This window comes from Sphingomonas arantia, assembly GCF_042682045.1.
Taxonomy (GTDB): Bacteria; Pseudomonadota; Alphaproteobacteria; order Sphingomonadales; family Sphingomonadaceae; genus Sphingomonas_R; species Sphingomonas_R arantia.
On record NZ_JBHUGS010000001.1, the window covers coordinates 955,746 to 977,446 of the forward strand.

At 67.5% G+C, this 21,701-nt stretch carries 21 protein-coding genes, 1 tRNA gene and 1 pseudogene; 8 read left to right on the forward strand and 15 right to left on the reverse strand.

Annotation, left to right across the window (positions count from 1 at the left end; all coding sequences use genetic code 11):
• Positions 1-43: 43 nt before the first annotated feature.
• The 4 genes from ACFSGX_RS04530 to ACFSGX_RS04545 form a co-directional block, all read right to left on the reverse strand.
• Positions 44-1,573: a DHA2 family efflux MFS transporter permease subunit gene (locus ACFSGX_RS04530; RefSeq protein WP_380927799.1), complete on the reverse strand. Its 1,530-nt coding sequence runs from the start codon at positions 1,571-1,573 to the stop codon at positions 44-46.
• A 2-nt stretch (positions 1,574-1,575) separates the two neighbouring features.
• On the reverse strand, positions 1,576-2,742 hold the full coding sequence (locus tag ACFSGX_RS04535; RefSeq protein ID WP_380927801.1) for an HlyD family secretion protein: 1,167 nt from the start codon (positions 2,740-2,742) through the stop codon (positions 1,576-1,578).
• The gene (locus ACFSGX_RS04540; protein WP_380927803.1) at positions 2,742-4,157 is read right to left on the reverse strand and encodes an efflux transporter outer membrane subunit; all 1,416 of its coding nucleotides are present in this window, start codon (positions 4,155-4,157) and stop codon (positions 2,742-2,744) included. Before ACFSGX_RS04540 ends, ACFSGX_RS04535 begins: the two co-directional genes overlap by 1 nt.
• 242 nt (positions 4,158-4,399) lie before the next feature.
• Positions 4,400-6,469, reverse strand: coding sequence for a TonB-dependent receptor (locus tag ACFSGX_RS04545; protein WP_380927804.1), 2,070 nt, complete (start codon positions 6,467-6,469; stop codon positions 4,400-4,402).
• A 174-nt stretch (positions 6,470-6,643) separates the two neighbouring features.
• Here ACFSGX_RS04545 and ACFSGX_RS04550 point away from each other — a divergent pair, with 174 nt between their 5' ends.
• Positions 6,644-7,651 carry a fumarylacetoacetate hydrolase family protein gene (locus tag ACFSGX_RS04550; RefSeq protein ID WP_380927805.1) on the forward strand — a complete coding sequence of 336 codons (1,008 nt, stop codon included), beginning with the start codon at positions 6,644-6,646 and terminating at the stop codon, positions 7,649-7,651.
• Between the two features lie 188 nt (positions 7,652-7,839).
• Here ACFSGX_RS04550 and ACFSGX_RS04555 read toward each other — a convergent pair whose 3' ends face one another.
• From ACFSGX_RS04555 to ACFSGX_RS04600, 10 genes are all read right to left on the reverse strand, one after another.
• On the reverse strand, positions 7,840-8,208 hold the full coding sequence (locus tag ACFSGX_RS04555) for a hypothetical protein (protein WP_380927806.1): 369 nt from the start codon (positions 8,206-8,208) through the stop codon (positions 7,840-7,842).
• A 184-nt stretch (positions 8,209-8,392) separates the two neighbouring features.
• A complete protein-coding gene (rplL, locus tag ACFSGX_RS04560) occupies positions 8,393-8,764 on the reverse strand; it encodes a 50S ribosomal protein L7/L12 (protein ID WP_076073194.1) in 372 nt (123 codons plus the stop codon).
• A gap of 55 nt (positions 8,765-8,819) precedes the next feature.
• Complete coding sequence (gene rplJ, locus ACFSGX_RS04565) at positions 8,820-9,335, reverse strand: 50S ribosomal protein L10 (protein ID WP_157175200.1); 516 nt, start codon at positions 9,333-9,335, stop codon at positions 8,820-8,822.
• Between the two features lie 454 nt (positions 9,336-9,789).
• Positions 9,790-10,488, reverse strand: a complete 699-nt coding sequence (rplA, locus tag ACFSGX_RS04570) for a 50S ribosomal protein L1 (RefSeq protein WP_076073196.1) — start codon at positions 10,486-10,488, stop codon at positions 9,790-9,792.
• 4 nt (positions 10,489-10,492) lie between these two features.
• Positions 10,493-10,924, reverse strand: coding sequence for a 50S ribosomal protein L11 (rplK, locus tag ACFSGX_RS04575; protein WP_076073197.1), 432 nt, complete (start codon positions 10,922-10,924; stop codon positions 10,493-10,495).
• Positions 10,925-11,075: 151 nt separating this feature from the next.
• The gene (gene nusG / locus ACFSGX_RS04580) at positions 11,076-11,615 is read right to left on the reverse strand and encodes a transcription termination/antitermination protein NusG (RefSeq protein ID WP_076073198.1); all 540 of its coding nucleotides are present in this window, start codon (positions 11,613-11,615) and stop codon (positions 11,076-11,078) included.
• Between the two features lie 8 nt (positions 11,616-11,623).
• A complete protein-coding gene (secE, locus tag ACFSGX_RS04585; protein WP_076073199.1) occupies positions 11,624-11,827 on the reverse strand; it encodes a preprotein translocase subunit SecE in 204 nt (67 codons plus the stop codon).
• Between the two features lie 119 nt (positions 11,828-11,946).
• Positions 11,947-12,022 (reverse strand) — tRNA-Trp (locus ACFSGX_RS04590).
• Between the two features lie 63 nt (positions 12,023-12,085).
• Positions 12,086-14,437, reverse strand: coding sequence for a putative bifunctional diguanylate cyclase/phosphodiesterase (locus tag ACFSGX_RS04595; RefSeq protein ID WP_380927807.1), 2,352 nt, complete (start codon positions 14,435-14,437; stop codon positions 12,086-12,088).
• 138 nt (positions 14,438-14,575) lie between these two features.
• Positions 14,576-16,333: a fatty acyl-AMP ligase gene (locus ACFSGX_RS04600; RefSeq protein WP_380927808.1), complete on the reverse strand. Its 1,758-nt coding sequence runs from the start codon at positions 16,331-16,333 to the stop codon at positions 14,576-14,578.
• A gap of 124 nt (positions 16,334-16,457) precedes the next feature.
• Between ACFSGX_RS04600 and ACFSGX_RS04605 the strand changes: the two genes are divergently transcribed.
• The gene (locus ACFSGX_RS04605) at positions 16,458-17,054 is read left to right on the forward strand and encodes a regulatory protein RecX (RefSeq protein WP_380927810.1); all 597 of its coding nucleotides are present in this window, start codon (positions 16,458-16,460) and stop codon (positions 17,052-17,054) included.
• 101 nt (positions 17,055-17,155) lie between these two features.
• On the forward strand, positions 17,156-17,779 hold the full coding sequence (locus ACFSGX_RS04610) for a cold-shock protein (RefSeq protein WP_380927811.1): 624 nt from the start codon (positions 17,156-17,158) through the stop codon (positions 17,777-17,779).
• Positions 17,780-17,820: 41 nt separating this feature from the next.
• Here the strand turns inward: ACFSGX_RS04610 and ACFSGX_RS04615 are convergent, their stop codons facing one another.
• On the reverse strand, positions 17,821-19,023 hold the full coding sequence (locus tag ACFSGX_RS04615) for a glycosyltransferase family 61 protein (protein WP_380927812.1): 1,203 nt from the start codon (positions 19,021-19,023) through the stop codon (positions 17,821-17,823).
• A gap of 137 nt (positions 19,024-19,160) precedes the next feature.
• On the opposite strand from ACFSGX_RS04615, the gene ACFSGX_RS04620 reads away from it, so the two are divergent.
• The 5 genes and pseudogenes from ACFSGX_RS04620 to ACFSGX_RS04640 form a co-directional block, all read left to right on the forward strand.
• Positions 19,161-19,325: a hypothetical protein gene (locus ACFSGX_RS04620; RefSeq protein ID WP_380927813.1), complete on the forward strand. Its 165-nt coding sequence runs from the start codon at positions 19,161-19,163 to the stop codon at positions 19,323-19,325.
• A gap of 54 nt (positions 19,326-19,379) precedes the next feature.
• Positions 19,380-20,060: a class I SAM-dependent methyltransferase gene (locus tag ACFSGX_RS04625; RefSeq protein WP_380927814.1), complete on the forward strand. Its 681-nt coding sequence runs from the start codon at positions 19,380-19,382 to the stop codon at positions 20,058-20,060.
• Between the two features lie 235 nt (positions 20,061-20,295).
• A complete protein-coding gene (locus ACFSGX_RS04630) occupies positions 20,296-20,697 on the forward strand; it encodes an NADH:ubiquinone oxidoreductase subunit NDUFA12 (RefSeq protein ID WP_380927815.1) in 402 nt (133 codons plus the stop codon).
• Positions 20,694-21,209, forward strand: coding sequence for an outer membrane lipid asymmetry maintenance protein MlaD (mlaD, locus tag ACFSGX_RS04635; RefSeq protein ID WP_380927816.1), 516 nt, complete (start codon positions 20,694-20,696; stop codon positions 21,207-21,209). Before ACFSGX_RS04630 ends, mlaD begins: the two co-directional genes overlap by 4 nt.
• 223 nt (positions 21,210-21,432) lie before the next feature.
• Positions 21,433-21,666: pseudogene (locus tag ACFSGX_RS04640) on the forward strand (DUF2155 domain-containing protein); the annotation flags it as partial.
• Between the last annotated feature and the right edge of the window lie 35 nt (positions 21,667-21,701).

Genomic DNA, 21,701 nt, shown 5'->3' on the forward strand with positions numbered 1-21,701 from the left:
GAGTGACCCCATCGCGGTTTTGACCGGGATGGGGTCGGGACGTTCAGTGCGCCGCCGACGTGTCCGCCTCGCGCTTCGGGCGGGGGGCGAACCAGACGGTGATCGCGGCGATGCCGAACAGCGCCGCCGCGGCCAAGAAGACCTGATCGACGGAGAGCGTAGCGGCCTGGACCTCGACGAGGCGGTCGAGGACCGAGCGCGACTGGTCGGGGGTCATGCCGCCGGCCTGCAGGTTGGACAGCAGGCTGCCCGGGTCGTTGAGCGTCGAGACGAGGTCGCTGCGGTTGAGCCGCTCGCGCTGCTCCCAGATCGTCTGAGCCACCGACGCCCCGATTGCCGCAGACAGCGTGCGAAGGAAGCTGAGCAGCCCGGCGGCCGAGGTCGTCTCGCGCGGCAGGACGGAGCCGAGCGCGAGCGTGGTGATGCCGATGAAGAAGAACGGCATGCCGAGCCCCTGGACCAGTTGCGGCATGGCGAGCGTCCAGAAGTCCGAGTCCGCCGACCAGCGCGCCCGCATCAGCGACGTGGCGCCGAGCCAGACGATGCCGAAGCAGATCAGCAGCCGGACGTCGACCTTGGGGATCAGCCGCGCGGCGATCGGTGACATCACCACCGCGAACACCCCGACGAAGGCGGTGACATGGCCGGAGTCCGTGGCGGTGTAGCCGAGCACGCCCTGCAACCAGAGCGGGATGAGCACGATGGTGGCAAAGAAGGTGCCGAACGCGAGCGCCATCGTGACCGTCGCCATGCTGAAGCCCAGATGGCGGAAGATGCGCAGGTCGACGATCGGGTTCTTCTCGGTCAGTTCCCAGATCACGAACGCGACGAAGCCGACCGCCGCGACGATCGCGCCGCCGGTGACGACGGGGGAGGCGAACCAGTCATGTTCGCGGCCGGTATCAAGCACGATCTGGAACGCCGCGACCCAGGTGACGAGCAGCGCCAGGCCGATGACGTCGATCGGTTGCCGTTCGGTGGGCGTTTCGAACTGACGCAGTTTCGGCACCGCGACCGTCAGGCAGACCGCCACGATCGGCACATTGATGTAGAAGATCCACGGCCAGGACCAGTTGTCGCTGATCGACCCACCCAGGATCGGGCCCAGGATCGGGGCCACCACGGTGGTCATCGCCCAGATGCCGAGCGCGACCGCAGCCTTGTCCTTGGGGAAGATGCGCAGCATCAGCGATTGCGACAGCGGCATCAGCGGGCCGCCGGAGAGGCCCTGGAGAATGCGGAACGCGACGAGCATCGACAGGCTGGACGACAGGCCGCACAGCATTGAGAAGAGCGAGAAGCCGCACAGTCCGAATGTGAAGGTCTTTACCGCACCGAAGCGGTTGGCGACCCAGCCGGTGAGCGGCACGCTGATCGCCTCCGCTACGGCATAGCTGGTGATGACCCAGGTGCCCTGCGTGGGGGAGACGGCGAGGCCGCCGGCGATGTGCGTGACCGACACGTTGGCGACGGTCTGGTCGAGCACGACGGTGAAGTTGGCGAGACCGAGTCCGACCGCGACGATCGCCAGCGTCGCGCCCGACAGCGGTTTCGGTGCGGCGGCCTCCGCCATGGTCAGCGGTCGAGGTGGACGGTGACGTCCATCGAGAGGCCGACGCGGAGCGGGTGGTCCCGCAACTCACGCGGATCGAGCGTGATGCGGAGCGGCAGGCGCTGAACGACCTTGATCCAGTTGCCCGTCGCGTTCTGCGCCGGGATGACCGAGAAGGCAGCACCCGTGCCGCCCGCGAAGCCGGTGACGCGGCCGTGGAACACGACGTCGTCGCCGTAGAAGTCCGACACCATCTCGACGGCCTGGCCCACGCGGACCTTGGCGAGCTGCGATTCCTTGAAGTTCGCATCGACATAGGCGCGCCCGACCGGGACGACCGTCATGGCCGGCGTGCCGGCGGCGACGCGTTGCCCGACCTGGACGTTGCGACGCGCGACGACGCCGTCGATCGGCGCCCGGACGATGGTGCGTTCGAGGTCGAGCCGGGCCTGATCGAGGCGCGCCTGGGCCAGCGCCACGTCCGGATTGGACCGTGCGGTCGTCCCGTTAGTCAGCGCGCGGTTGGCGGCCAGTTCGCCCTCCGCCGACGTGCGGGTAGAAGCGGCGCGGCGGACGTCGGCGGCGGCCTGCGCATAGGCGGCGGTCGCGTCGGCGAAGGCGGAGCGTGCGCTGGTCAGTTCCTCGCCCGAGACAGCGCCGGTGGGGGCGAGTTTCTGGCGGCGGGCCAAGTCGATGCGGGCACGGTCGAGGTTCGCGGCTGCGGAGTCGAGCTTTGCACGCGACTGGGCGATGTCCGCTTCGCGTGCGGCGACGGTCGCGCCAAGCGCGGTGTTGTTCGCGGCGGTCTGGCCGTAGCGCTGGCTGGCCTGCTTGAGCGATGCCTCCGCTGTGGCGAGCGCGATGTGGGCGTCGGCCGAATCGATCGTCATCAGGATGTCGCCGCGCCGGACCTGCTGCGTGTCCGCCACGCGGACAGAGGTGACCGCGCCCGAGACGAGCGGCGTCACCTGTGCCACGTCGGCCCCGACATAGGCATTGTCGGTCGTGACGCGGGTCGACCCGACGAGCAGGTACCAGACGAGCCAGGCGATGAGCCCGATCGCGGTGACGACGCCGAGGATCAGCAGCAGGCGTTTCCGCTTCGACGGCTGGATCGCGGGGGCGTCCTGGGTGTCGGTCGCGTCCTGCGCGTTGGCGCCGGGACGAGCGGTCGGATCGGCATCGGCCATCAATTTTGTCCTTCGCGGTATCCGCCGCCGAGCGCGCGGACGAGGGCGATATCGAGCGTGACTGCGCGCGCCTGGGCATCGACGAGTTGCCGGCGGCGGGTGAGGAGGCGGTCTTCGGCGGACAGCACGCTGAGCCGCGCGGACAGCCCGCCTTCGTAGCGTTGCTGGGCGATCGTGTAGGCGGCCTCCGCAGCCTTCACCGCCGCAGCCTGGTCCGCGATGCGCGCGTCGATCGCGTCGATGCCGGCGGCGGCGTCGGCGACCTCGCGCAGCGCGGAGAGCAAGGTCCGGTCATAGTCGGCGATCGCCTCGTCATAGACCGCGCCGGCGTTGCGGTAGCGCGCGCGGAGCCGGCCGCCGTCGAAGATCGGGAGCGAGAAGGCGGGGCCGGCCGAGCCGATCGACGAGCCCTGTTCGATCAGCTTGCCGAGCCCGAGCGACTGGAGGCCGATCAGCGCGGACAGGTTGACGTCCGGGTAGAAGCCCGCGCGTGCGACCTTGATGCGCGACGCGGCGGCCTCCGCACGCAGCCGGCGCGCGACGAGATCGGGGCGGCGGCCGAGCAACGCGATGCCGGCGTCGGCAGGGACGCGGGCGGAGACGCCGGTGCGCAGGGCGGGGCGGGCAATGCGCAGGCCGCGGTCGGGGGTGGCGCCGACGAGATAGGCCAGCCGGTTGCGGGCTTGCGCGATCGACTCGTCGAGCTGGTTGAGTGTCGCGCGGGCGGCGGGGACGTCGCCCTCGGCCAGCCGGACCTCCCCCTGGTTCTCCAGGCCGTTGGCGGCGCGTTCGGCGACCAGCCGGCCGCTGTCGGTGCGGATACGCAGTTCGGCGGTCGCGACATCGCGTTCCGCGTAGAGCATCGCCAGCTGCGCATAGCCGTCCGCGACGGCGGTGGTCAGCGTCAGTGCGGCCTGATCCGCATCGACGCGGGCGGCGACCGCTTCGGACGTCGCGGCGGCGAGCGCGGCGCGGTTGCGGCCCCACAGGTCGAGGTCGATCCGGCCGGACAGTGCGATGCGGCCGGTGTCCTTGAACCCCTTCGGCACGAAGTCGCGCGGGATGCCAAGATTGTAGCTCTGCTTCGTCACGCCGACATTGCCGTCTGCGGTCAGCGTGGGGCGGCCGTCGGCACCGGTCTCGTCGGCGAGCGCCTCGGCCTGGCGCAGGCGGGCGGCGGCGACGGCGACGTCGGGCGACCCGGCCAGCGCCTCGGTCATCAGCGAATCGAGTTGAGGGTCGGCGTAGCTGCGCCACCAGCCGGCACCGGGCCAGGCGGCGGTGGCATCGGTCCGTGGCAGGATGGCGGCGTCCCCCACGCGTGCCGTAGCGGCAGGGGGCAGCGTGGGAACGCTGGCGCAGCTGCTAAGCAGGACGAGACAGACGGCGAGGGGACGATACGACCGGACGGGCATGAGCGCGCCTTTACGCGTTCGGAAGGCGCGGGTCGATGGTCTCGGACGTCATTAGATGGTCTCGAACGTGTCACAAAGTTGCGATGTTGTAACGGTAGTTTCGCACTGTTCCGAATGGGGCATATTCGGACCGGATTGTCATTCGTAGGGGTGCGCGATGATCGAACGTTTGCGGCTGGGCTATCGCATCTTCTGCACGCTGGCCGGGGCGCGCAACGCCCCGGCTCCGCAGGTTCTGCCGATCAGAAAGTAAACCGCATCGTGGCGCGCAGGTCGCGCCCGGCGAGCGGGGCATAGTCCTTCAGAAAGCTCGCGTGGCGACGCGCGACCGTGTCGAAGATGTTGTTCGCCGACAGCACCAGCGTGGTGCGGTTTGTTTCGAACGGTTGCAGCGTGACCGAGGCGTTGACGAGCGTGAACGCGTCCGTGTTGGTTTCGAACGGCTGGACGCGGTCCTGCTTGTCGGACCATTCGACCTCGACCCGGCCGGAGGTGCGCGGCGACTTCAACTCGACCCCGCCGAGCAGGCGGAGCGGCGGGATGCGCGGGGCGGGGCCCGACCCGATGATCCGCGCACGGACATAGTCGGCACTGCCGTCCGCCAGCAGGGCGTAGTCGCCGAACTTCGCCAGCGTGGCGCTGCCCTCGACCTCGAACCCGTAATAGCGCGCCTTGGCCTGGTTGTACTGGAACACGGGCAGGTCGTCGCGGACCTCGCCGGTCTGGGTCTCGTAGATGTAGTTGTCGAACCAGCTGTGATAGACCGAAGCGGAGAGCGCAAACCGCTCGAACTTGGCGCGCGCCGTGCCTTCGAGGCCCCAACTGGTTTCCTTATTGAAGTCCGGGCTGCCGACCTCGAACGACTGCGTGCCGGCGTGCGGGCCGTTGGCGAACAGTTCCTCCGCCGATGGCGCGCGTTCGGTGTGCGATCCGTTCAGGCCGAGGCGGATGCCGTCCGCAACGGCGACGCTGGCGCCGAGCGAGCCGGAAAAGGCATCGAAGCGCCGGTCGAGCGCCGGGTTGCCGAGCGTATCGTCGGCGACCGCGGTCAGGATCGAATGTTCGTAGCGGCCGCCGACCTCCGCCTTGATCGCGCCCAGATCATATTCCTGGAGCGTGAAGAGACCATATTGCTGCGTCTCGTTCTTCGGCAGGAAGGCCTCGTCGCCGACCACGTTGAAGTTGCGGATCATCATCTGGCCACCGACCGCGCCGCGCCAGCCGCCATGCTGCGCCTGGACGAGTTCGAGGCGCGCCTCGTAGCTGTCGTTGAAGAACTGCGTGCCGATCTCGCCCGTGTCCTCGATCTCGGCATGCTGGTAGTCCGCATGGCCGGCGCGGAAGCGGATCTTTTCGAGGACGTTGCCGCCCGTATCGACCTCGGCGCGCATGTCCTCGCGGGTCTGCTTCATCTTGAGGCGGACATTCTCCGCCTCCACCGCCGGATCGAGCGAGAAGCGGACGGGGACGCCGTAGAGATTGTTGTAGCGTGAGACCGAGACGCCGAAATTACCGGTTTCGGTGACGATCGCGGCACCGCCGGCGACCTCCCACGTTTCCGCGGCGGAGTTGGGTAGCTTGCCCTTCAGGTCGGCGAGATCGCGCACGCCTTCGTCGCTGCTGGCTGCGGCCTGAGCGCGGAGCGGGGGGCTGAGCAGGTAGCCGCCGGTCTCGAGATCACCGGTCTTGGTATAGCTGCCGTCGACGTGGAACACGATCTTGCCGAGCAGCGGCGCCTCGACCGCGCTGGACACGGAGCGTTCGTTCGCGGCCGAGCCGTAGCTGGCCAGACCGTCGATGTGGATCGGTTCGTCGGGGACGCGGCGCGGGATGCGGCTGTCGATGACGTTGACGACGCCGCCGATCGCGGAGGAGCCGTAGAGCAGCGCGGAGGGGCCGCGCAGGACCTCGATCCGGTCGGCGGTCAGCGGGTTGATGACGACGGCATGGTCGACCGAGGTGTTCGACACGTCGAAGCTGCCGATCCCGTCGGTCAGCACGCGGACGCGGTCGCCCTGGAAACCGCGCAGCACGGGGCGCGACGCGTTGGGACCGAACGAGGTGGCCGACACGCCCGGCGTGCGGGCGAGCGTTTCGCCGATCGTCGGACGGATTTCGCGGACGAGATCGGCACCGGACAGGATCGTGACGCCCGACAGCGAACTGTCCGCATCGCGTGCGAACGGCGCAGTGATGACGATGTTCTGGGGCGCGTCATCGTGGAAGGCGACGGCAGCCTTCGGTGCGGGCTGGGCGGCGGGGGCGGCGGTCAGCGCGGCGGCGGCGGTGGTCGTGAGCAGGGACAGGATCATGAGTGGTCCGTTCGGGCAGCAGGTTCGATTCAGGACCTAGCGGGCATGTAATAGTATATCAACGCATTTACGGGCTCGGGGAGACGGCCTGCCGCCGTTTCCGCGGATTCGGGAGGATGGCGGCGCACGATGCTTGGCGCTATGTTGCACAAAACACACAGAGGAGAGGCTGCCATGAAGCTGGGATCGTTGAAGTCGGGTCGGGACGGGCGACTGGTCGTGGTGAGCCGCGACCTGGCTTGGTGCGCGGACGCCGGCCACATCGCGCCGACGATGCAGGCTGCGCTGGACGACTGGGAGCGGGTGGAGCCGGCGTTGCAGAACCTGGCGACCGACCTGGCGCACGAGGCGATCCCGATGATGCGGTTCCACGAGCGGCAGGCGGCGGCACCCCTGCCGCGCGCGTACCAGTGGGCGGACGGATCGGCGTATGTGAACCATGTCGCGCTGGTGCGGCAGGCGCGCGGGGCGGAGATGCCTGAGAGTTTCTGGACGGATCCGCTGATGTACCAGGGCGGGTCGGACGGGTTCCTCGGGCCGCGCGATCCGATCCGGCTGGCGGACGAGGCGTGGGGTTGCGACCTGGAGGCGGAGATCGTCGTCGTGACGGGCGACGTGGCGCAGGGGATCGACGCGGTCGCGGCGCGCGATGCGATCCGGCTGGTCGGCCTCGTCAACGACGTGTCGCTGCGCAACCTGATTCCCGCGGAACTGGCGAAGGGGTTCGGGTTCGTCCAGTCGAAGCCCGCCTCTGCGCTGTCGCCGGTGTTCGTGACGCCGGACGAGCTTGAGGGCGCGTGGGACGGTGGGACGCTGTCCGGTGCGCTGAAGGTTGACCTGAACGGGCAGCCGTTCGGGCGGGCGGATGCGGGCGCGGACATGACGTTCGATTTCGGCGTGCTGATCGCGCATCTGGCGAAGACGCGGTCGCTGGTGGCGGGCACGATCATCGGGTCGGGGACGGTGTCGAACCGCGGGCCGGACGGCGGGCCGGGGCGGAGCGTGGCGGACGGCGGCGTCGGCTATAGCTGCATCGCGGAACTGCGGATGGTCGAGACGATCACCGGCGGGGCGGCGGTGACACCGTTTTTGAAGATGGGGGACAGCGTGCGGATCGCGATGGAGGATGCGCATGGGCATCCGATTTTCGGGGTGATCGAACAGGTTGTGGAGGGGATTTAGGCTTCTTCTCCCTCCCCCCTGCCGGGGGGAGGGTTGGGGTGGGGGGCTTGGCTCGGGGTTTGGTTGTTTCTGGGCACGGCTTTAGGGGCTCGCGCGAATCTACAGTGACGTGATCGGTTGCCGTGTCAGCCCAGGCCACGCCCCCCACCCAACCCTCCCCCCGGTGGGGGGAGGGCTTTGGAAGACGCTCACCGGCTCTGGAGTTCTTGCGCCAGGCCGCAGCGGCCGAAGGATTGGGCGTCGTCGCAGCGGCGGTCGCGGGCGGCTTCGCTGGCGCGGCCGCGGCCGGTGGTGTCGCGGGCGTAGCGCGGGGTGCGCGGTTCGGAGATCGGGTCGCCGTTCCAGGCGCGGTAGCGGTCCTTGGGGCCGGGGGCGCAGACGATGATGTCGTCGCTGTCGGCGGTGTCGCGCTTGCACATCGGCAAAGCGCTGGTGAGTTCGCGGTAGCGGCGCAGCGCCTCGTTTGCCGTGATCAACTGCCTGGCCGTGGGTGGCGGCGGTGTCAGCAGCACCGGGACCGGATTCGCGGCCAGCAGCGCAAGAACGAAAGCGAACATCGGTCGCTTGTGCGTCAGCGCTGACACGAAGACCAGAGGCTTTGCGGGCGGTCACATCTTGTTACAGACACACGAATTGTTACAGACACACGAAAAAGGGGGCGGCCCTTGGCAGGCCGCCCCCTGATCCTGTTCCATCCCTTGGCTGGATCTCCGCCTGCGCGGGAGTCTGGCCGGGTTGGACTTACTTGAGCTCGACGGTCGCGCCGGCTGCTTCGAGCTGGGCCTTGGCCTTCTCGGCTTCGTCCTTCGAAACGCCTTCCTTGACGGCCTTCGGAGCGGACTCGACGAGCGTCTTGGCTTCGGTCAGGCCCAGGCCGGTCATGGCGCGGACTTCCTTGATGACGTTGATCTTCTTGCCACCGTCGCCGGTGAGGATCACGTCGAACTCGGTCTTCTCTTCGACGGCCGGTGCAGCGGCGCCGGCAGCGGCCGGTGCAGCAGCAGCGGCGGCAGCGGAAACGCCCCACTTCTCTTCGAGCAGCTTCGAAAGCTCGGCTGCTTCGAGGACGGTCAGTGCGGACAGGTCTTCAACGATCTTGTTCAGGTCAGCCATGATATTCTCCGTGGCGGGCGCGTGCCCGCATGATGTTCAAACGAGAAAGCGCTCTTCAAGCGGCTTCTTTTTCCGCATAGGCGGCAAGCACGCGCGCGATCTGCGCGGCCGGCTCCTTGACGATGCGGGCGATCTGGGTCGCAGGTGCCTGCACCAGACCGATGATCTTCGCACGCAGTTCGTCGAGCGACGGAAGCTCGGCAAGCGCCTTGACCCCATCGATGTCGAGCAGCGTCCCACCCATCACGGCGCCCACGATTTCCAACTTGTCGTTGGTCTTCGCGAACTCAACGATCACCTTGGCCGGGGCCACGGGATCGGTGGACGTGCTGAGCGCCGTCGGGCCGACCAGCAGGTCGGACAGATCGGCATAGGGCGTGCCCTCGAGCGCGATGCGGGCAAGCTTGTTCTTGGAAACCCGGTAGCTGGCGCCCGCTTCGCGCATCCTGTTCCGCAGCACAGTGGACTGTGCGACGGTCAGACCAAGATTCTTGGTCACGACGACGACCTGGGTCGTGTCGAAGATGCTCTTCAGTTCGGCAACCAGTCCGGCCTTTTCAGCCCGATCCATAGTTACACTCCATTCACATGATCCCCGAAACATTCGGAGACCGCCCCGCGACGGACGAACCGCCGCGGAAGGTTGAACCACAGGACAAATAAGCCGTCCTGCGGCTGTCCGTGGGGGGAGTGACTGGATCGGCACGGGGCCGATGGCAGACCCGCCTGCCGCGATCGGCAGGACGGTGATACTCTTCCCCGTCTTGGCGGGAGATTAAGCATCCCGGAGGATGCACCCGCTGTCTCGGACGGTACTGACCGGCGTCGAACGAGTCCGACAGCGGCAAATCGGTTTGATTCGATGAACGGGCGTCTAGCGCAATCCACCGGGCCTGACAATCATCATCCCGGCGAAGGGGCGGGATCTACCCTTGGCTAGACGCTTGCGCCTTACCGAAGGGAGATCCCGGCCTTCGCCGGGATGACGGTTGGGGTGGGGCGGGAGGTGACCCGCCCCGATCGGATCAGACGCCGGCGATCTCGGCGACGTCGACCTTCACGCCCGGGCCCATGGTGGAGGAAACCGCCACCTTCTGGAGGTACTTGCCCTTGGCGCCGGTCGGTTTGGCCTTCACGATCGCATCGACGAACGCGTCGAAGTTGGCGCGCAGGTCTTCGGCCGGGAACGATGCCTTGCCGATGCCGGAGTGGATGATGCCGGCCTTTTCGACGCGGAATTCGACCTGGCCGCCCTTGGCAGCCTTGACCGCTTCACCGACGTTCATGGTCACGGTGCCCAGCTTCGGGTTCGGCATCAGGCCCTTGGGACCGAGCACCTTACCGAGGCGGCCGACGAGGCCCATCATGTCCGGCGTCGCGATGCAGCGATCGAAATCGATCGTGCCACCCTGGACCTGCTCCAGCAGATCTTCGGCACCGACGACTTCCGCGCCGGCGGCACGGGCTTCGTCGGCCTTGGCGCCGCGGGCGAACACGCCGACGCGGACGTCCTTGCCGGTGCCCTTGGGCAGCGTCACCACGCCGCGGACCATCTGGTCGGCGTGACGCGGATCGACGCCGAGGTTCAGCGCGACTTCGATCGTCTCGTCGAACTTGGACGTCGCGTTGGTGCGGGCCATCGCGATGGCCTCGTCAACGCCGTACAGCTTCAGGACGTCGACGGCCTGTGCCATCGCCTTGTTCTTCTTGCTCAGCTTGGCCATCGGATCAGCCCTCCACCACTTCGAGGCCCATCGCGCGAGCGGAGCCTTCGATCGTCTTCGTTGCCGCGTCGATATCGTTCGCGTTCAGGTCCTTCATCTTGGCCTGGGCGATTTCCGCGAGCTTGGAGCGCGCAATCGTCCCCGCACTGATCTTGCCCGGCTCCTTGGAACCCGACTTCAGATTGGCGGCCTTCTTGATGAGGTAGGACGCCGGGGGCGTCTTGGTCGCGAACGAGAAGCTGCGGTCGGCATAGACGGTGATGACGGTCGGGAGCGGAGTGCCCACTTCCTGGTCGCCGGTCGACGCGTTGAACGCCTTGCAGAATTCCATGATGTTCACGCCGCGCTGACCCAGCGCGGGGCCGATCGGCGGCGACGGGTTGGCCTTGCCGGCCGGAACCTGCAGCTTGATGTAACCGGTAATCTTCTTCGCCATGATGATCTCCTATGGCTTAGCGGTACATGCGGCAGGTTTGACGCTGCCTCCCGCGGACTGATCCGGGTGAAACCCGGAAACTTGGAACAGGACGTTGCGTCCCGTTGAAACTATCTTGCGAAGTTGTTAAAGTTGCGGCGTTCGACGCACCTTACTTCGCGCGTTCGACCTGTTCGAATTCGAGTTCCACCGGGGTGGCGCGACCGAAGATCGACACCGACACCTTGACGCGACCGCGGTCGAAATCGAGTTCCTCGACCAGACCGTTGAAGCTGGCGAACGGGCCGTCGAGGACCTTCACCGAATCGCCGATTTCGTAATCGACCTTCAGCTTGGCCTTCGGTGCGGCGACCGCGGCTTCTTCCTTGGTGTTCAGGATGCGGGCGGCTTCGGCTTCGCTGATCGGCTGTGGCTTGCCCGACGATCCGAGGAAGCCGGTGACCTTCGCGGTGTTCTTGACGAGGTGATAGACCTGATCGCTCATGTCGAGCTTGGCCAGGACGTAGCCGGGAAAGAACTTGCGGTCGGACGTGACCTTTTTCCCGCGGCGGACCTCGGTGATCTTTTCGGTCGGCACTTCGACCGACTCGACGAGATGTTCCAGCCCGAGCCGGGTCGCGTCGGCGAGGATCGCTTCGCGCACCTTGTTCTCGAAACCGGAATAGGCGTGGATGATGTACCAGCGGGACATGCTCTACCTTAACCCTTGCTCGCCAGCGACAGCAGGAACTGCACGATCTGGCTGAAGATCGCATCGACGCCGAAGAAGAACAGGCCGAGCGTCAACGTCATGATGACGACCATGATCGCGGTCGTCACGGTTTCCTTGCGGGACGGCCACACCACTTTCGCGGTTTCGGCACGGACCTGCCGGATGAATTCGCCGGGATTAACCTTGGCCATGTCCAACCTTCGCGAAACGACGATAACGAGGCACACGCACCCTTTCGGACCCTATCAGGCCCCGAAGGTGCGCCCGCCTCGTCTTCATTCTTACCGACCCGAACATCCACCCGGTGGGGTGGCAGGAGTAGGGGGACTCGAACCCACGGCCCTCGGTTTTGGAGACCGATGCTCTACCAACTGAGCTATACTCCTCCGGGTCGGAAGAAGCGCGTGCTTAGCGGGCGGCCGCGCGACATGCAAGCCGCGCGTGGTCGATCAGGCGACCGAACGTTGCTCTTGCTTCTCCAGGACAACGGGCGGCGGCGCAACGAGCAGCCGGACGGCGGCGGCGGTCATCGGTGATCCGGCGTAGTGGCCCTGGATCCGGTCGAGCCCGAGCGCCTGCATCCGGGTTAGGTCGGCATGGCTTTCGGCACCCTCCGCCACCGTGGCGACGCCGAGCGCGTCCGCCATCGCGACGCCGGCGCGGACGACCGCGAGGCTTTCGCGGCGGCCGTCGGTCGACCCACGGACGAAGCTGGTGTCGATCTTGATCGCCGAGAAGCGGCCGACCCGGACATGACCGAGCGCGGCATAGCCGACGCCGAAATCGTCGAGCACGAGCCGGATGCCGAGCGCCTGCAACGCATCGAGCGTCGGCAGGATCGTGGCAGAATCGGACAGGAAGAATGATTCGGATACTTCCAGTTCCAGCCGGTGGGGCGCCAACCCGGCATCCGACAACGCGGATAGCACGGTGGCGGTGAACTGCGCGTCGTGAAGCTGCGCCAGCGCGAGGTTGACTGACAGCCGGATCTGGTCGGGCCAGGCCGTCGCCTCGCGGCAGGCGGTGCGCAGGACCCATTCGCCGATCCGGCCGGCCAGTTGCGCCTCCTGCGCCACGGGCAGGAAGTCGCCCGGCGCAAGGTCGCCGAGCGTCGGATGGCTCCAGCGGATCAGCGCCTCGAAACTGTCGATCGCGCCGGTGGTGGCACAGACGACCGGCTGGTAGGCGAGATGGAACTGGTCGCCGATGTCGAGCGCCTCGCGCAGCGCCGCTTCCATCATGCGGCGGTGTTCGGCGTGGATTAGCAGCGAGGGATCGTAGCGACGCATCGTGCCGCGGCCGTCGTCCTTCGCACGGTACAGCGCGAGATCGGCGTTGCGGACGAGTGTTTCGACCGAGCGGCCGTCTCGCGGGGCGAGCGCCGAGCCGAGGCTGGCACCAATCCGGATGAGGTTGCCGTCGACCTCGAACGGTGCGGACAGCGCGGCGATGATGGCGTCACCCAACCCGTCGACCGCGCCCGGCGTGACGCGTGCCAGCAGGATCGCGAATTCGTCGCCGCCCATACGGCCGCAGACATCCTCGTCCGTGATCAGCGTGCGCAGCCGTTCGGCGACGAGTTTCAACACGCGATCGCCGACCGGGTGGCCGAGCGTGTCGTTGACCGGTTTGAATTTGTCGAGATCGATCAGCAGCAGCGCGCAGGGATGGCGGTCGCCCAGCGCGCGGCCGATGCCGAGGCGGAGCGAATCCATGAATTCGCGGCGGTTGGGCAGGCCGGTGAGCGCATCGATCCGCGCCAGCCGATCGATCTTTTCGGCGGAACGCTGCTGTTCGGTGATGTCGGAGCCGACGCCGCGATAGCCGAGGAACGCGCCGTCCGCGTCGTAGCGCGGGGCGGCCGACAGGCTCCACGACCGCGCGTCGCCGTTGACGACGATCTGGAACACCAGGTTGGAGAAGCGTTCGCGCGCGTTCATCAGCGCGACGAGATTGCGCAGTGCGGCGGTGCCGGACTCGTCCGCCGGGCCGTCGGACAGCAGGCGGAGCAGCGGCATTCCTTCGAGCCGGGCGGGATCGCGCGCGGCGGCGTGCGCGAAGCGTGGCGAGACCGACACGAGTCGCTTGGCACTGTCGACCTGCCACAGCCAGTCGGCGGCGCTGTCCTCGAAATCGCGCAGCAGGAGCCGGACGACCTCGCTCTTGTCCTCCAGCGCCTGATCCGCCCAGTGGCGCGCGATGAAGGCGCGCCCGACGCCGAGGCCGCTCGCACCGAGCAGCCCGGCATAGACCGGCGGCAGCAGCGCGAGCAGCGGCGATCCGGTCCGCGCGAGCATGATGGACAGGCCGATCGACGAGGGTACCAGGAACAGCATCAGCACGCCGGGCACGGTGCCGGTGGTGAGCGCGGTGAGCGCCATGAGCGCGCAGGACAGCAGGCAGGCGGCCAGTTGCTGTTCCGTGCTGCCGCCGATCGCGAACAGGGCAGGGGGCAGCGCCCAGAGGAGGCCGAGCCCGGTGCTGCGGATACCGTGGAGGAGGAGGCCGTCCGGATCGCCCGGGCGGGTCCGCGCCCGGATGCGCGCCAGATCGAGTGCAAGCAGCAGCGCGGTGGTGATGAGCCAGGCGAACAGGCCGGGCAGCGGCACCGAACCGGCGAACAAAGCAGCGATCAGGATACCGGCGGCGACGAACGCCGCGGACGTCAGCGGCAGGCCGCGCGCGAGTTCGGCATATTGCGCGACGCGCACCAGACGCCAGTTCGCAAGGTCGGGATCGACGAAACCGGCGACGACCCGCCACGAACGGGCGGCGGGGGGGATGGAGTTGGCGTCGATCATGTCCCCGCCGGTATGGCCGCCGATCCTTTATGATCGGTAACCGAAGGTCTAAACTTAATCGCCCGATTGTTACAAATATTTGGGGGGGTCGATATAAAAAAGATCGTCCCGGTCGTTACGCGGGCAACATAATCGCGGTCAGGCGGCAACCGCGTAGGGCTGTATTTCGCCGGACAGATACAGGTTGCGGGCCTTGGCGCGGCTGAGCTTGCCCGAACTGGTGCGCGGCAGCGTCTTGGGCGGGACGAGTTCAATGACGCAGTTCATGCCGGTGATCGCGCGGACGCGGTCACGGATTTCCTCGCGCAGGCGGGCGCGTTCGCCATTGTCGGACGTGCGGCACTGGACGAGGACGGCCGGCGTCTCCTCGCCACCGGGAGTGGTGATGGCGAAAGCGGCGATGTCACCGGCCTTGAACCCGGGCAGCTGTTCGACCGCCCATTCGATATCCTGCGGCCAGTGATTCTTGCCGTTGATGATGATCATGTCCTTGGCCCGGCCCACGATGTAGACATAGCCATCCGACAGATAGCCCATGTCGCCGGTGTCGAGCCAGCCGTCGACCAGGCAGGCGGAGGTCGCCTCGGGATCGCGGAAATAGCTGTGCATCACGGACGCGCCGCGGCACCAGACCTTGCCGATCGCGCGGTCGGGCAGGACGGCACCGTCCTCCTCGCGGATCTGGATTTCCATGCCGAGCGCGGGGCGGCCGCAATTGACGATCGCACGGTAGCGTTGCGGCCGGTCGCAGGCGGCGTCGCCCCCGGACAGCTCGGTTTCCTCAACCAGTTCGACGACGATCCCCTCGCCCGGCGGCATGATGGAGACGGCGAGCGTCGCCTCGGCCAGGCCGTAGGAGGGCAGGAAGGCGGACGCCTGGAACCCGGCGGTGGCGAAAGCATCGACGAAGCTCTGCATCACGTCCGGGCGGATCATGTCGGCGCCGTTGCCGGCGACCCGCCAGCGGGACAGATCGAACCGATCGGAGGCGCGCGTCTGGCTGGACATGCGGCGCGCGCAGATGTCGTAGCCGAAGGTCGGCGAGTAGCTGAGCGTCGTGCCGGGGTTGCGGCTGATCAGGTCGAGCCAGGCAAGCGGGCGACGCGCGAAATCCTCGGTCTTGAGGTAGTCGGCCGAGACCTGGTTGGCGACCGGCGAGAGCAGGCAGCCGACGAGGCCCATGTCGTGATACCAGGGCAGCCAGGAGACGCAGCGGTCGCCGGGGCGGACCTCCATCCCGATCGAATGGGCGGCCAGGTTGCTGAGCAACGCCTCGTGCGTGACGGCGACGCCGTGCGGGAAGCGGGTCGAGCCGCTGCTATACTGCAGATAGGCGATGTCGGACGACGCGGCGGGCGGGAAGACGATGTCGGACGGCGCGTCGCGGGTGGCGAACGCTTCCCATGACAGCCCCTCGACGCCGCAACGATCCGCGGCGGCGGCGGCCATGGTCGCGAGTTCGGCCGGGTAGAAGAGCATCCGCGGATCCGAGCTGCCGAGCTGGACCGCGAGTTGTTCGATATAGCTGTCGCGCCCGCCGAACGAGGTCGGCAGGGGCAGCGGGACGGGCCATGCACCGGCGACCACGGTGCCGAAGAAGAGGGCGGCGAAGTCGGGGCCGGTTTCGGCGAGCATCGCGATCCGGTCGCCCGGTGCGACGCCGGCCGCAATCAGGCGGCGCGCGACGTCACGCGCATCGTCGCGCAGTTCGGCGTAGGTGTAGGCGCGCGTCAGTTGGCCGCGCGGATCGTGGAAGTTGAGCCCGCAGGCACCATCCGCCGCGAAATCGAGCGCCTCGACCAGGGTCGCGAAATCCGCGTAACGGCGTACCCGGCCGTCGTCGGTCGGCGTAGCACCGCCTGCGTCCTTCGACCTGTCCGCAACCTTGTCGAGCACTCAGTCCAGCTCCCGTCATTCCAATACCGTCGTCGCGCAACATCGAACGCGACCGGTTCCAACCTGCATGTAAAGTCGCCGGGCACGTTCAAATTCCGGCCCGACTGTGGCACAAAGATGGCGCGTGGCACGACATTCATCAAACCGCAACCCGGACCGGGTCCGACCGCCCCTCGACCGGGAGGGGCTGGAGCGGCTCGCGCTGCATTATCTCGGGCGGTACGCGACGACGCGGGCGAAGCTGTCGGACTATCTGCACCGCAAGCTGAAGGAGCGCGGCTGGGCCGGCGTGGACCTCGACGCGGAGAGCGACGGCGGGGCGGGTGCGACGGTGGAGGCGATCGTCGTGCGGATGGCGGAGCTCGGCTATGTCGACGACCGCGTGTTCGCAGAGATGCGGAGTGCCGCGCTCGGGCGACGCGGGTACGGCCGGCGGCGACAAGCGGATGCGTTGCGCGCCGCGGGTGTTGGGGAGGAGGATCGCGCGGCGGCGCTGGCCCCGCCGGAGGAGGACGAGGACGGCGACGAGCCCGCGGTGAACAGCGACCACGCCGCCGCGATGGCGTTTGCGAAGCGCAAGCGAATCGGGCCGTTCGCCACCGCCGCGCTCGACCCGGACATGCGGCGCAAGGCGCTCGCGGCGATGATGCGGGCGGGGCATCCGTACGACCTGGCCCGGCGTTTCGTGGATTGCCCGCCGGGGGAAGTGCCGGAAGAATGACGTTCGTCGCGCCGGCTCTACGGTTGGGCTTGCATCCGCCCGGCTTTCATGGTGCGTTCAGATAAGTCGCGGGCCGGGGGCTGTCCGCTGCGGAACAGGGCGTGCGTGCGATGGGTGTGCAGACCATGATGCCGGTCGAGCCGGAGGCTATTGCGGCAGGCGCGGGGCTGGCCAATGCGCCGCAGGGCGGGCCGGTCGATGCGTTGTCGCTGACCGCCGACGAATCGCGGATCGGCGGGACGGTGAAGTGGTTCGACATGACCCGCGGGTTCGGGTTCATGGTGGGCGACGACGATGCGGGCGACGTGCTGTTGCACTTCTCCGTCCTGCGCGATCATGGCCGCCGGACGTTGCCGGAGGGGACGCGGGTGGACTGCATCGCCGCGCGCCGCGAACGCGGGCTTCAGGCGACGCGCGTGTTGGCGATCGACCTGAGTTGCGCGACCGGGCCGGATGCCGACCTTGCGGTCCGCCGCCAGCAGGAACGCACCGACCCGATCGGGCTGGAGGACAAGGCCGGGCCGTTCGAACCGGTGACGATCAAATGGTTCAACCGGATGAAGGGTTACGGCTTCGTCCTGCGCGACGGCGATACGAGCGACGTGTTCCTGCACATGGAAGTGGTGCGCCGCGCTGGGCTGGACCAGCTTGCCCCAGACCAGCGGCTGCAGGCGCGGATCGCCGACGGGCCGAAGGGGCCGATGGCGGTGGTGCTGGCGGGCTAGCGAACCGCGCGCTTGCGGAGAAATCGGCGGGGCCGACGAACCTAGGCGGCGACCCGCAGACCCATCGTCGTCAGGTAACTCGCCAGGACATCTACCGGGACCTGGAAATCGGACAGATGCGGCGGTTTGTCCGACCGCATCACGTCGTCGTACAGGACGCGATACTGGATGCCGCAGGCGCTCGACAAGTCCAGGTAGAATGGTTCGACCCAGCCGTTCGGGGCGAGATAGATGATCGATGTCGTCGATCGACAGAACATCGTGTTCGTCATGGCGGCACCCATCTGGCCGATGATGACGGACGCGTTGCTGAAGATCTGCACCTGCTCCACAAAGTCGTGATCTTCGCTGTAAATCATGGTGAAGCCGAACTGTTCGAGCATTTCGATCAGTTCCGGCTGGTTCAGGATCGAACGCCCCTGTTCCGAACGGCGGGCGACGAAGATGCGGTCGCGCCGGGTGAGTTGCGATGGGGGCAGGAGGCGCCGGGCGCGGTCGATCACGAAGTCGAGCGCCGCCGGGCTCTTGCTGACCGGGTGGAAGGACGTAGGCGTCGCATAGAGGAGCCCGTGGAACCGGTAGGCCCGGTTGGGGTCGATGAACTCCACCTCGATATCGGGATCGATCAGGGTCTGCAGCGACTTGCGGCGAACCGCGTCCATGCCCGCCCCGAACATCGGCAGAACGACAACGGGGCGGGTGCCGGTGGTCGCGACGAAATCGAGCCACGTCTTGGCGCGGGTCAGGTCGTCGACCAGCCAGTGGCCGTAGTTGAACGAGCCCGCGGAGCCGAGATACATGTAGGCCGCGTCCGCCCGATAGAAGGACGGGTTTTCCGCGGCGGCAACGAGATCCGCCCCGATCAGGCTGGTCGCCGGACGATCGTTGGGACGGTAGGTTTGGTACAGGATGTTGGGCGCGCCGTCCGCCGACGGCAGGTAGATTACGCTGTGGGCGATGACCGCGTGGTCGATCGTCAGGGCGACGCTTGCCGCGACCACCCGGTCCGCCATCGCCGCCTGGCCTTGCAGGACGCTGTCGGCGAAGGCGTTACGGGCGATCAGCATGTCCGGATCGGCGTTCCAGCGATACGTTTCCGCCGGAAACGTCTCGGCCAGAAAGGTGACGCCGACGGCTTCAGGCTCGACCGCAGCGAGGTTCGGCCGATCCTCCAACGCGATGCAACTGCCACCGCCATAGATCCGATCCTCCGATCCTGACAGCAGCAAGCCCTTGAATTCCATCAAAACTTCCCTCTGTGCCGCTGATATATGCGGACCTGCTAAGGCCCGTGGCGATCAACGATCACGCAACTCCGTCTGCGATCACTGCCCTGTCGAGGCGCTCGTTCGTGGGTGGCACAGTATCACCGGTATCGCAATTGGCCCTTGGGGTAGACGAACTGTCGCATCCCGCCGCGCGGCAGGAAATCGCGCTTTCCGGTACGATGCGGCACCGGCCGGTCGGGCTGCGGAACGTCGGGCGGCACGGCTGCTGCGGCGTATCGCGACAGGCGTTGCGCACGACCGGGATTGATGCGACGTGAGGGTCCGACCAGTCGAGGGGGGACCCCCTCAAAGCAAAAGCGAGACCCGGCCGTATGAAACGCTCGACCGTCCTCCAGTCGATCCTCGATCTCTACGCGAAGCCGAACTATCTCGAAATCGGCGTCGATGAAGGTGCGACGTTCCGGGAACTGCGCGCCGCGAAAAAAGTGGGCGTCGATCCGCGGTTCGCCTTCAGCGTGGCCAAAGCCCGCAAAGAGCCGGAACTCGCCAATTGCGAATTCCACGAGGTTCCGAGCGACGAGTTTTTCGCCAAGCGTCCGATGACGGCGGCGAAGTTCGACGTGGTGTTCATCGACGGGCTGCATACCTTCGACCAGACGCTTCGCGACCTGCTGAACGCGGTGTCGGTCCTTGCCGAAGGTGGGACGATCCTGATCGACGATGTTATGCCGTCGAGCTACGCCGCGTCCCTGCCCAGCCTCGACTATAGTCGGCAGTTCTGGGCGGCGACGAACAATCCGGATGGGTCGTGGATGGGTGACGTGTTCCGTCTCGTGTTCTTCGTCCAGGACTATATGACGAGCTTCTCCTACGCGACCGTCGAGGAAAATCATGGCCAGACGGTCCTGTGGCGCGAACCGCGCGCGGTTCGTGCAGACCCGTCGCGGGTCGAGACGATCAGCCGGATCGAATATGTCGATGCCGTCATGGGTCGCGCGGCGTTCAAGATGGAACCGCTCGCGTCTATCATTCCGCGCCTGGGCAAGAAATAACTCCGACCGCCGGATCGTGACCGTGCCAGCCGCCGCGTCCAATCGCGGCGGTTGGTGCTCCGCGAGAACCGGTCGGTGTTTTGCTCGAAGCGACTCATTTGCCATCGCGGCGATCGACGATGCGGTCGCGGCGGGGCCGGCTCGCTATGACAGCGTGGCCTTTGCAACGCCGCTTATGCACCGGCGGCGATGCTGCGCCATTGCAGGGGGCGGGCTTCGACGCTAAGCCGCTGGCATGACAGTTCTTGGCAGCATCTTCACCTGGTGGAACGGCGCGACGATCGGGACGCGGCGGCACACGAAGCGGTTCGGTGGCGAAGTCGGGCAGGATACGCTCGGCAACGTGTATTTCCAGGCGAAGAAGCCGGATTCGCGCGGGCTGATGAAGCGCTGGGTGATCTATAATGGTGCCAACGATGCCAGCCGGGTGCCGCCCGAATGGCATGGCTGGCTGCACAACACGATCGATGACGTGCCCGACCAGAGTCTGCCGCCCGCGCGGGTGTGGGAGAGGGCACCGCAGCCCAACCTGACCGGCACGCGCGATGCGTATCGCCCGGCCGGATCGCTGGATGCCGGCGGCCGCCGTGCCGCCGCGACCGGCGATTACGAGGCATGGAGCCCGGACCAGGCATGAAGACGATGGTCAAGGAAAACGGCGTCGAGGCGCTGATCGGCTTCGTCGTGGTGGCGGTGGCCGTGCTGTTCGCGCTGTTCGCATGGGGCCGGACCGGCGGCGGCGGGGCGGCCGACGCGATCCACGTCAGCGCGTTGTTCCCGAACGCCAGCGGCGTGACGGTCGGCACCGACGTGCGCGTCGCGGGGCTGAAGATCGGCAGCGTGACGCAGCAGAAGCTCGATCCGGCCAGCTACCAGGTGGCGATCACGCTGGCGATCGATCCGAGCGTGAAGCTGCCGTCCGACAGCAGCGCGGCGATCACGTCCGAGGGCCTGCTCGGCGGGACGTTCATCTCGCTGCAGCCGGGTGGTTCGACCGAGATGTTGAAGGACGGCAGCGTCATTGCCGATACGCAGGGGTCGGTCGACCTGATGGGGCTGATCGGATCGTTCATCAACAAGCCGGCCGCCCCGACGACCGATACGATGAGCGCCGCGCCGGGGGCCGCGCCGGCCGCGCCGGCCCAGTGAAGACCGCGTGAAGACCGCCGCCGGCGCGGTGGTGATCGCCGCAGGGCTGGGTCTGGTGGCCTGGCAGGTTTCGGCCGTGCAGGGTCAGGAGCAGCCGGCACCGGAGACCGCGGCACCGCGGGCGGCTACGACGGGGACGTCGGATACTGCACCGTCGCGATCGGCGTCGCGGACCCGGAGCGAGGGACCGGCGGCGGAACCGCTGTCAAAGGTCGAGACGCCGATGGCACAGCGCGTCGCCGTGCTGGGCGTGCTGAACAAGCGGAACGGGCTGTCGCGCGACCTGACGCTCAGGCCGGGGCAGGCGGTGCGGCTCGGCGACCTGGTCGTGCGGCTGCGCGCGTGCGAGGAGACCGCGCCGTGGGAGCCGGAGCATCTTACCGGGGCGTTCGTGCAGACCGACGTGCGCGGCCGCGATGCGCGCTGGCGGCGGGTGTTTTCGGGCTGGCTCTACAAGGAGTCACCCTCGCTGAACGCGGTCCAGCATCCGGT

What these genes read in the sequence shown, in the direction of transcription:
- ACFSGX_RS04530 (WP_380927799.1), bottom strand. Translation starts at nt 1,573, where the DNA reads ATGGCGGAGGCCGCCGCACCGAAACCGCTGTCGGGCGCGACGCTGGCG.
- ACFSGX_RS04535 (WP_380927801.1), bottom strand. Translation starts at nt 2,742, where the DNA reads ATGGCCGATGCCGATCCGACCGCTCGTCCCGGCGCCAACGCGCAGGAC.
- ACFSGX_RS04540 (WP_380927803.1), bottom strand. Translation starts at nt 4,157, where the DNA reads ATGCCCGTCCGGTCGTATCGTCCCCTCGCCGTCTGTCTCGTCCTGCTT.
- ACFSGX_RS04545 (WP_380927804.1), bottom strand. Translation starts at nt 6,469, where the DNA reads ATGATCCTGTCCCTGCTCACGACCACCGCCGCCGCCGCGCTGACCGCC.
- ACFSGX_RS04550 (WP_380927805.1), top strand. Translation starts at nt 6,644, where the DNA reads ATGAAGCTGGGATCGTTGAAGTCGGGTCGGGACGGGCGACTGGTCGTG.
- ACFSGX_RS04555 (WP_380927806.1), bottom strand. Translation starts at nt 8,208, where the DNA reads ATGTTCGCTTTCGTTCTTGCGCTGCTGGCCGCGAATCCGGTCCCGGTG.
- rplL (WP_076073194.1), bottom strand. Translation starts at nt 8,764, where the DNA reads ATGGCTGACCTGAACAAGATCGTTGAAGACCTGTCCGCACTGACCGTC.
- rplJ (WP_157175200.1), bottom strand. Translation starts at nt 9,335, where the DNA reads ATGGATCGGGCTGAAAAGGCCGGACTGGTTGCCGAACTGAAGAGCATC.
- rplA (WP_076073196.1), bottom strand. Translation starts at nt 10,488, where the DNA reads ATGGCCAAGCTGAGCAAGAAGAACAAGGCGATGGCACAGGCCGTCGAC.
- rplK (WP_076073197.1), bottom strand. Translation starts at nt 10,924, where the DNA reads ATGGCGAAGAAGATTACCGGTTACATCAAGCTGCAGGTTCCGGCCGGC.
- nusG (WP_076073198.1), bottom strand. Translation starts at nt 11,615, where the DNA reads ATGTCCCGCTGGTACATCATCCACGCCTATTCCGGTTTCGAGAACAAG.
- secE (WP_076073199.1), bottom strand. Translation starts at nt 11,827, where the DNA reads ATGGCCAAGGTTAATCCCGGCGAATTCATCCGGCAGGTCCGTGCCGAA.
- ACFSGX_RS04595 (WP_380927807.1), bottom strand. Translation starts at nt 14,437, where the DNA reads ATGATCGACGCCAACTCCATCCCCCCCGCCGCCCGTTCGTGGCGGGTC.
- ACFSGX_RS04615 (WP_380927812.1), bottom strand. Translation starts at nt 19,023, where the DNA reads ATGGAATTCAAGGGCTTGCTGCTGTCAGGATCGGAGGATCGGATCTAT.
- ACFSGX_RS04625 (WP_380927814.1), top strand. Translation starts at nt 19,380, where the DNA reads ATGAAACGCTCGACCGTCCTCCAGTCGATCCTCGATCTCTACGCGAAG.
- ACFSGX_RS04630 (WP_380927815.1), top strand. Translation starts at nt 20,296, where the DNA reads ATGACAGTTCTTGGCAGCATCTTCACCTGGTGGAACGGCGCGACGATC.
- mlaD (WP_380927816.1), top strand. Translation starts at nt 20,694, where the DNA reads ATGAAGACGATGGTCAAGGAAAACGGCGTCGAGGCGCTGATCGGCTTC.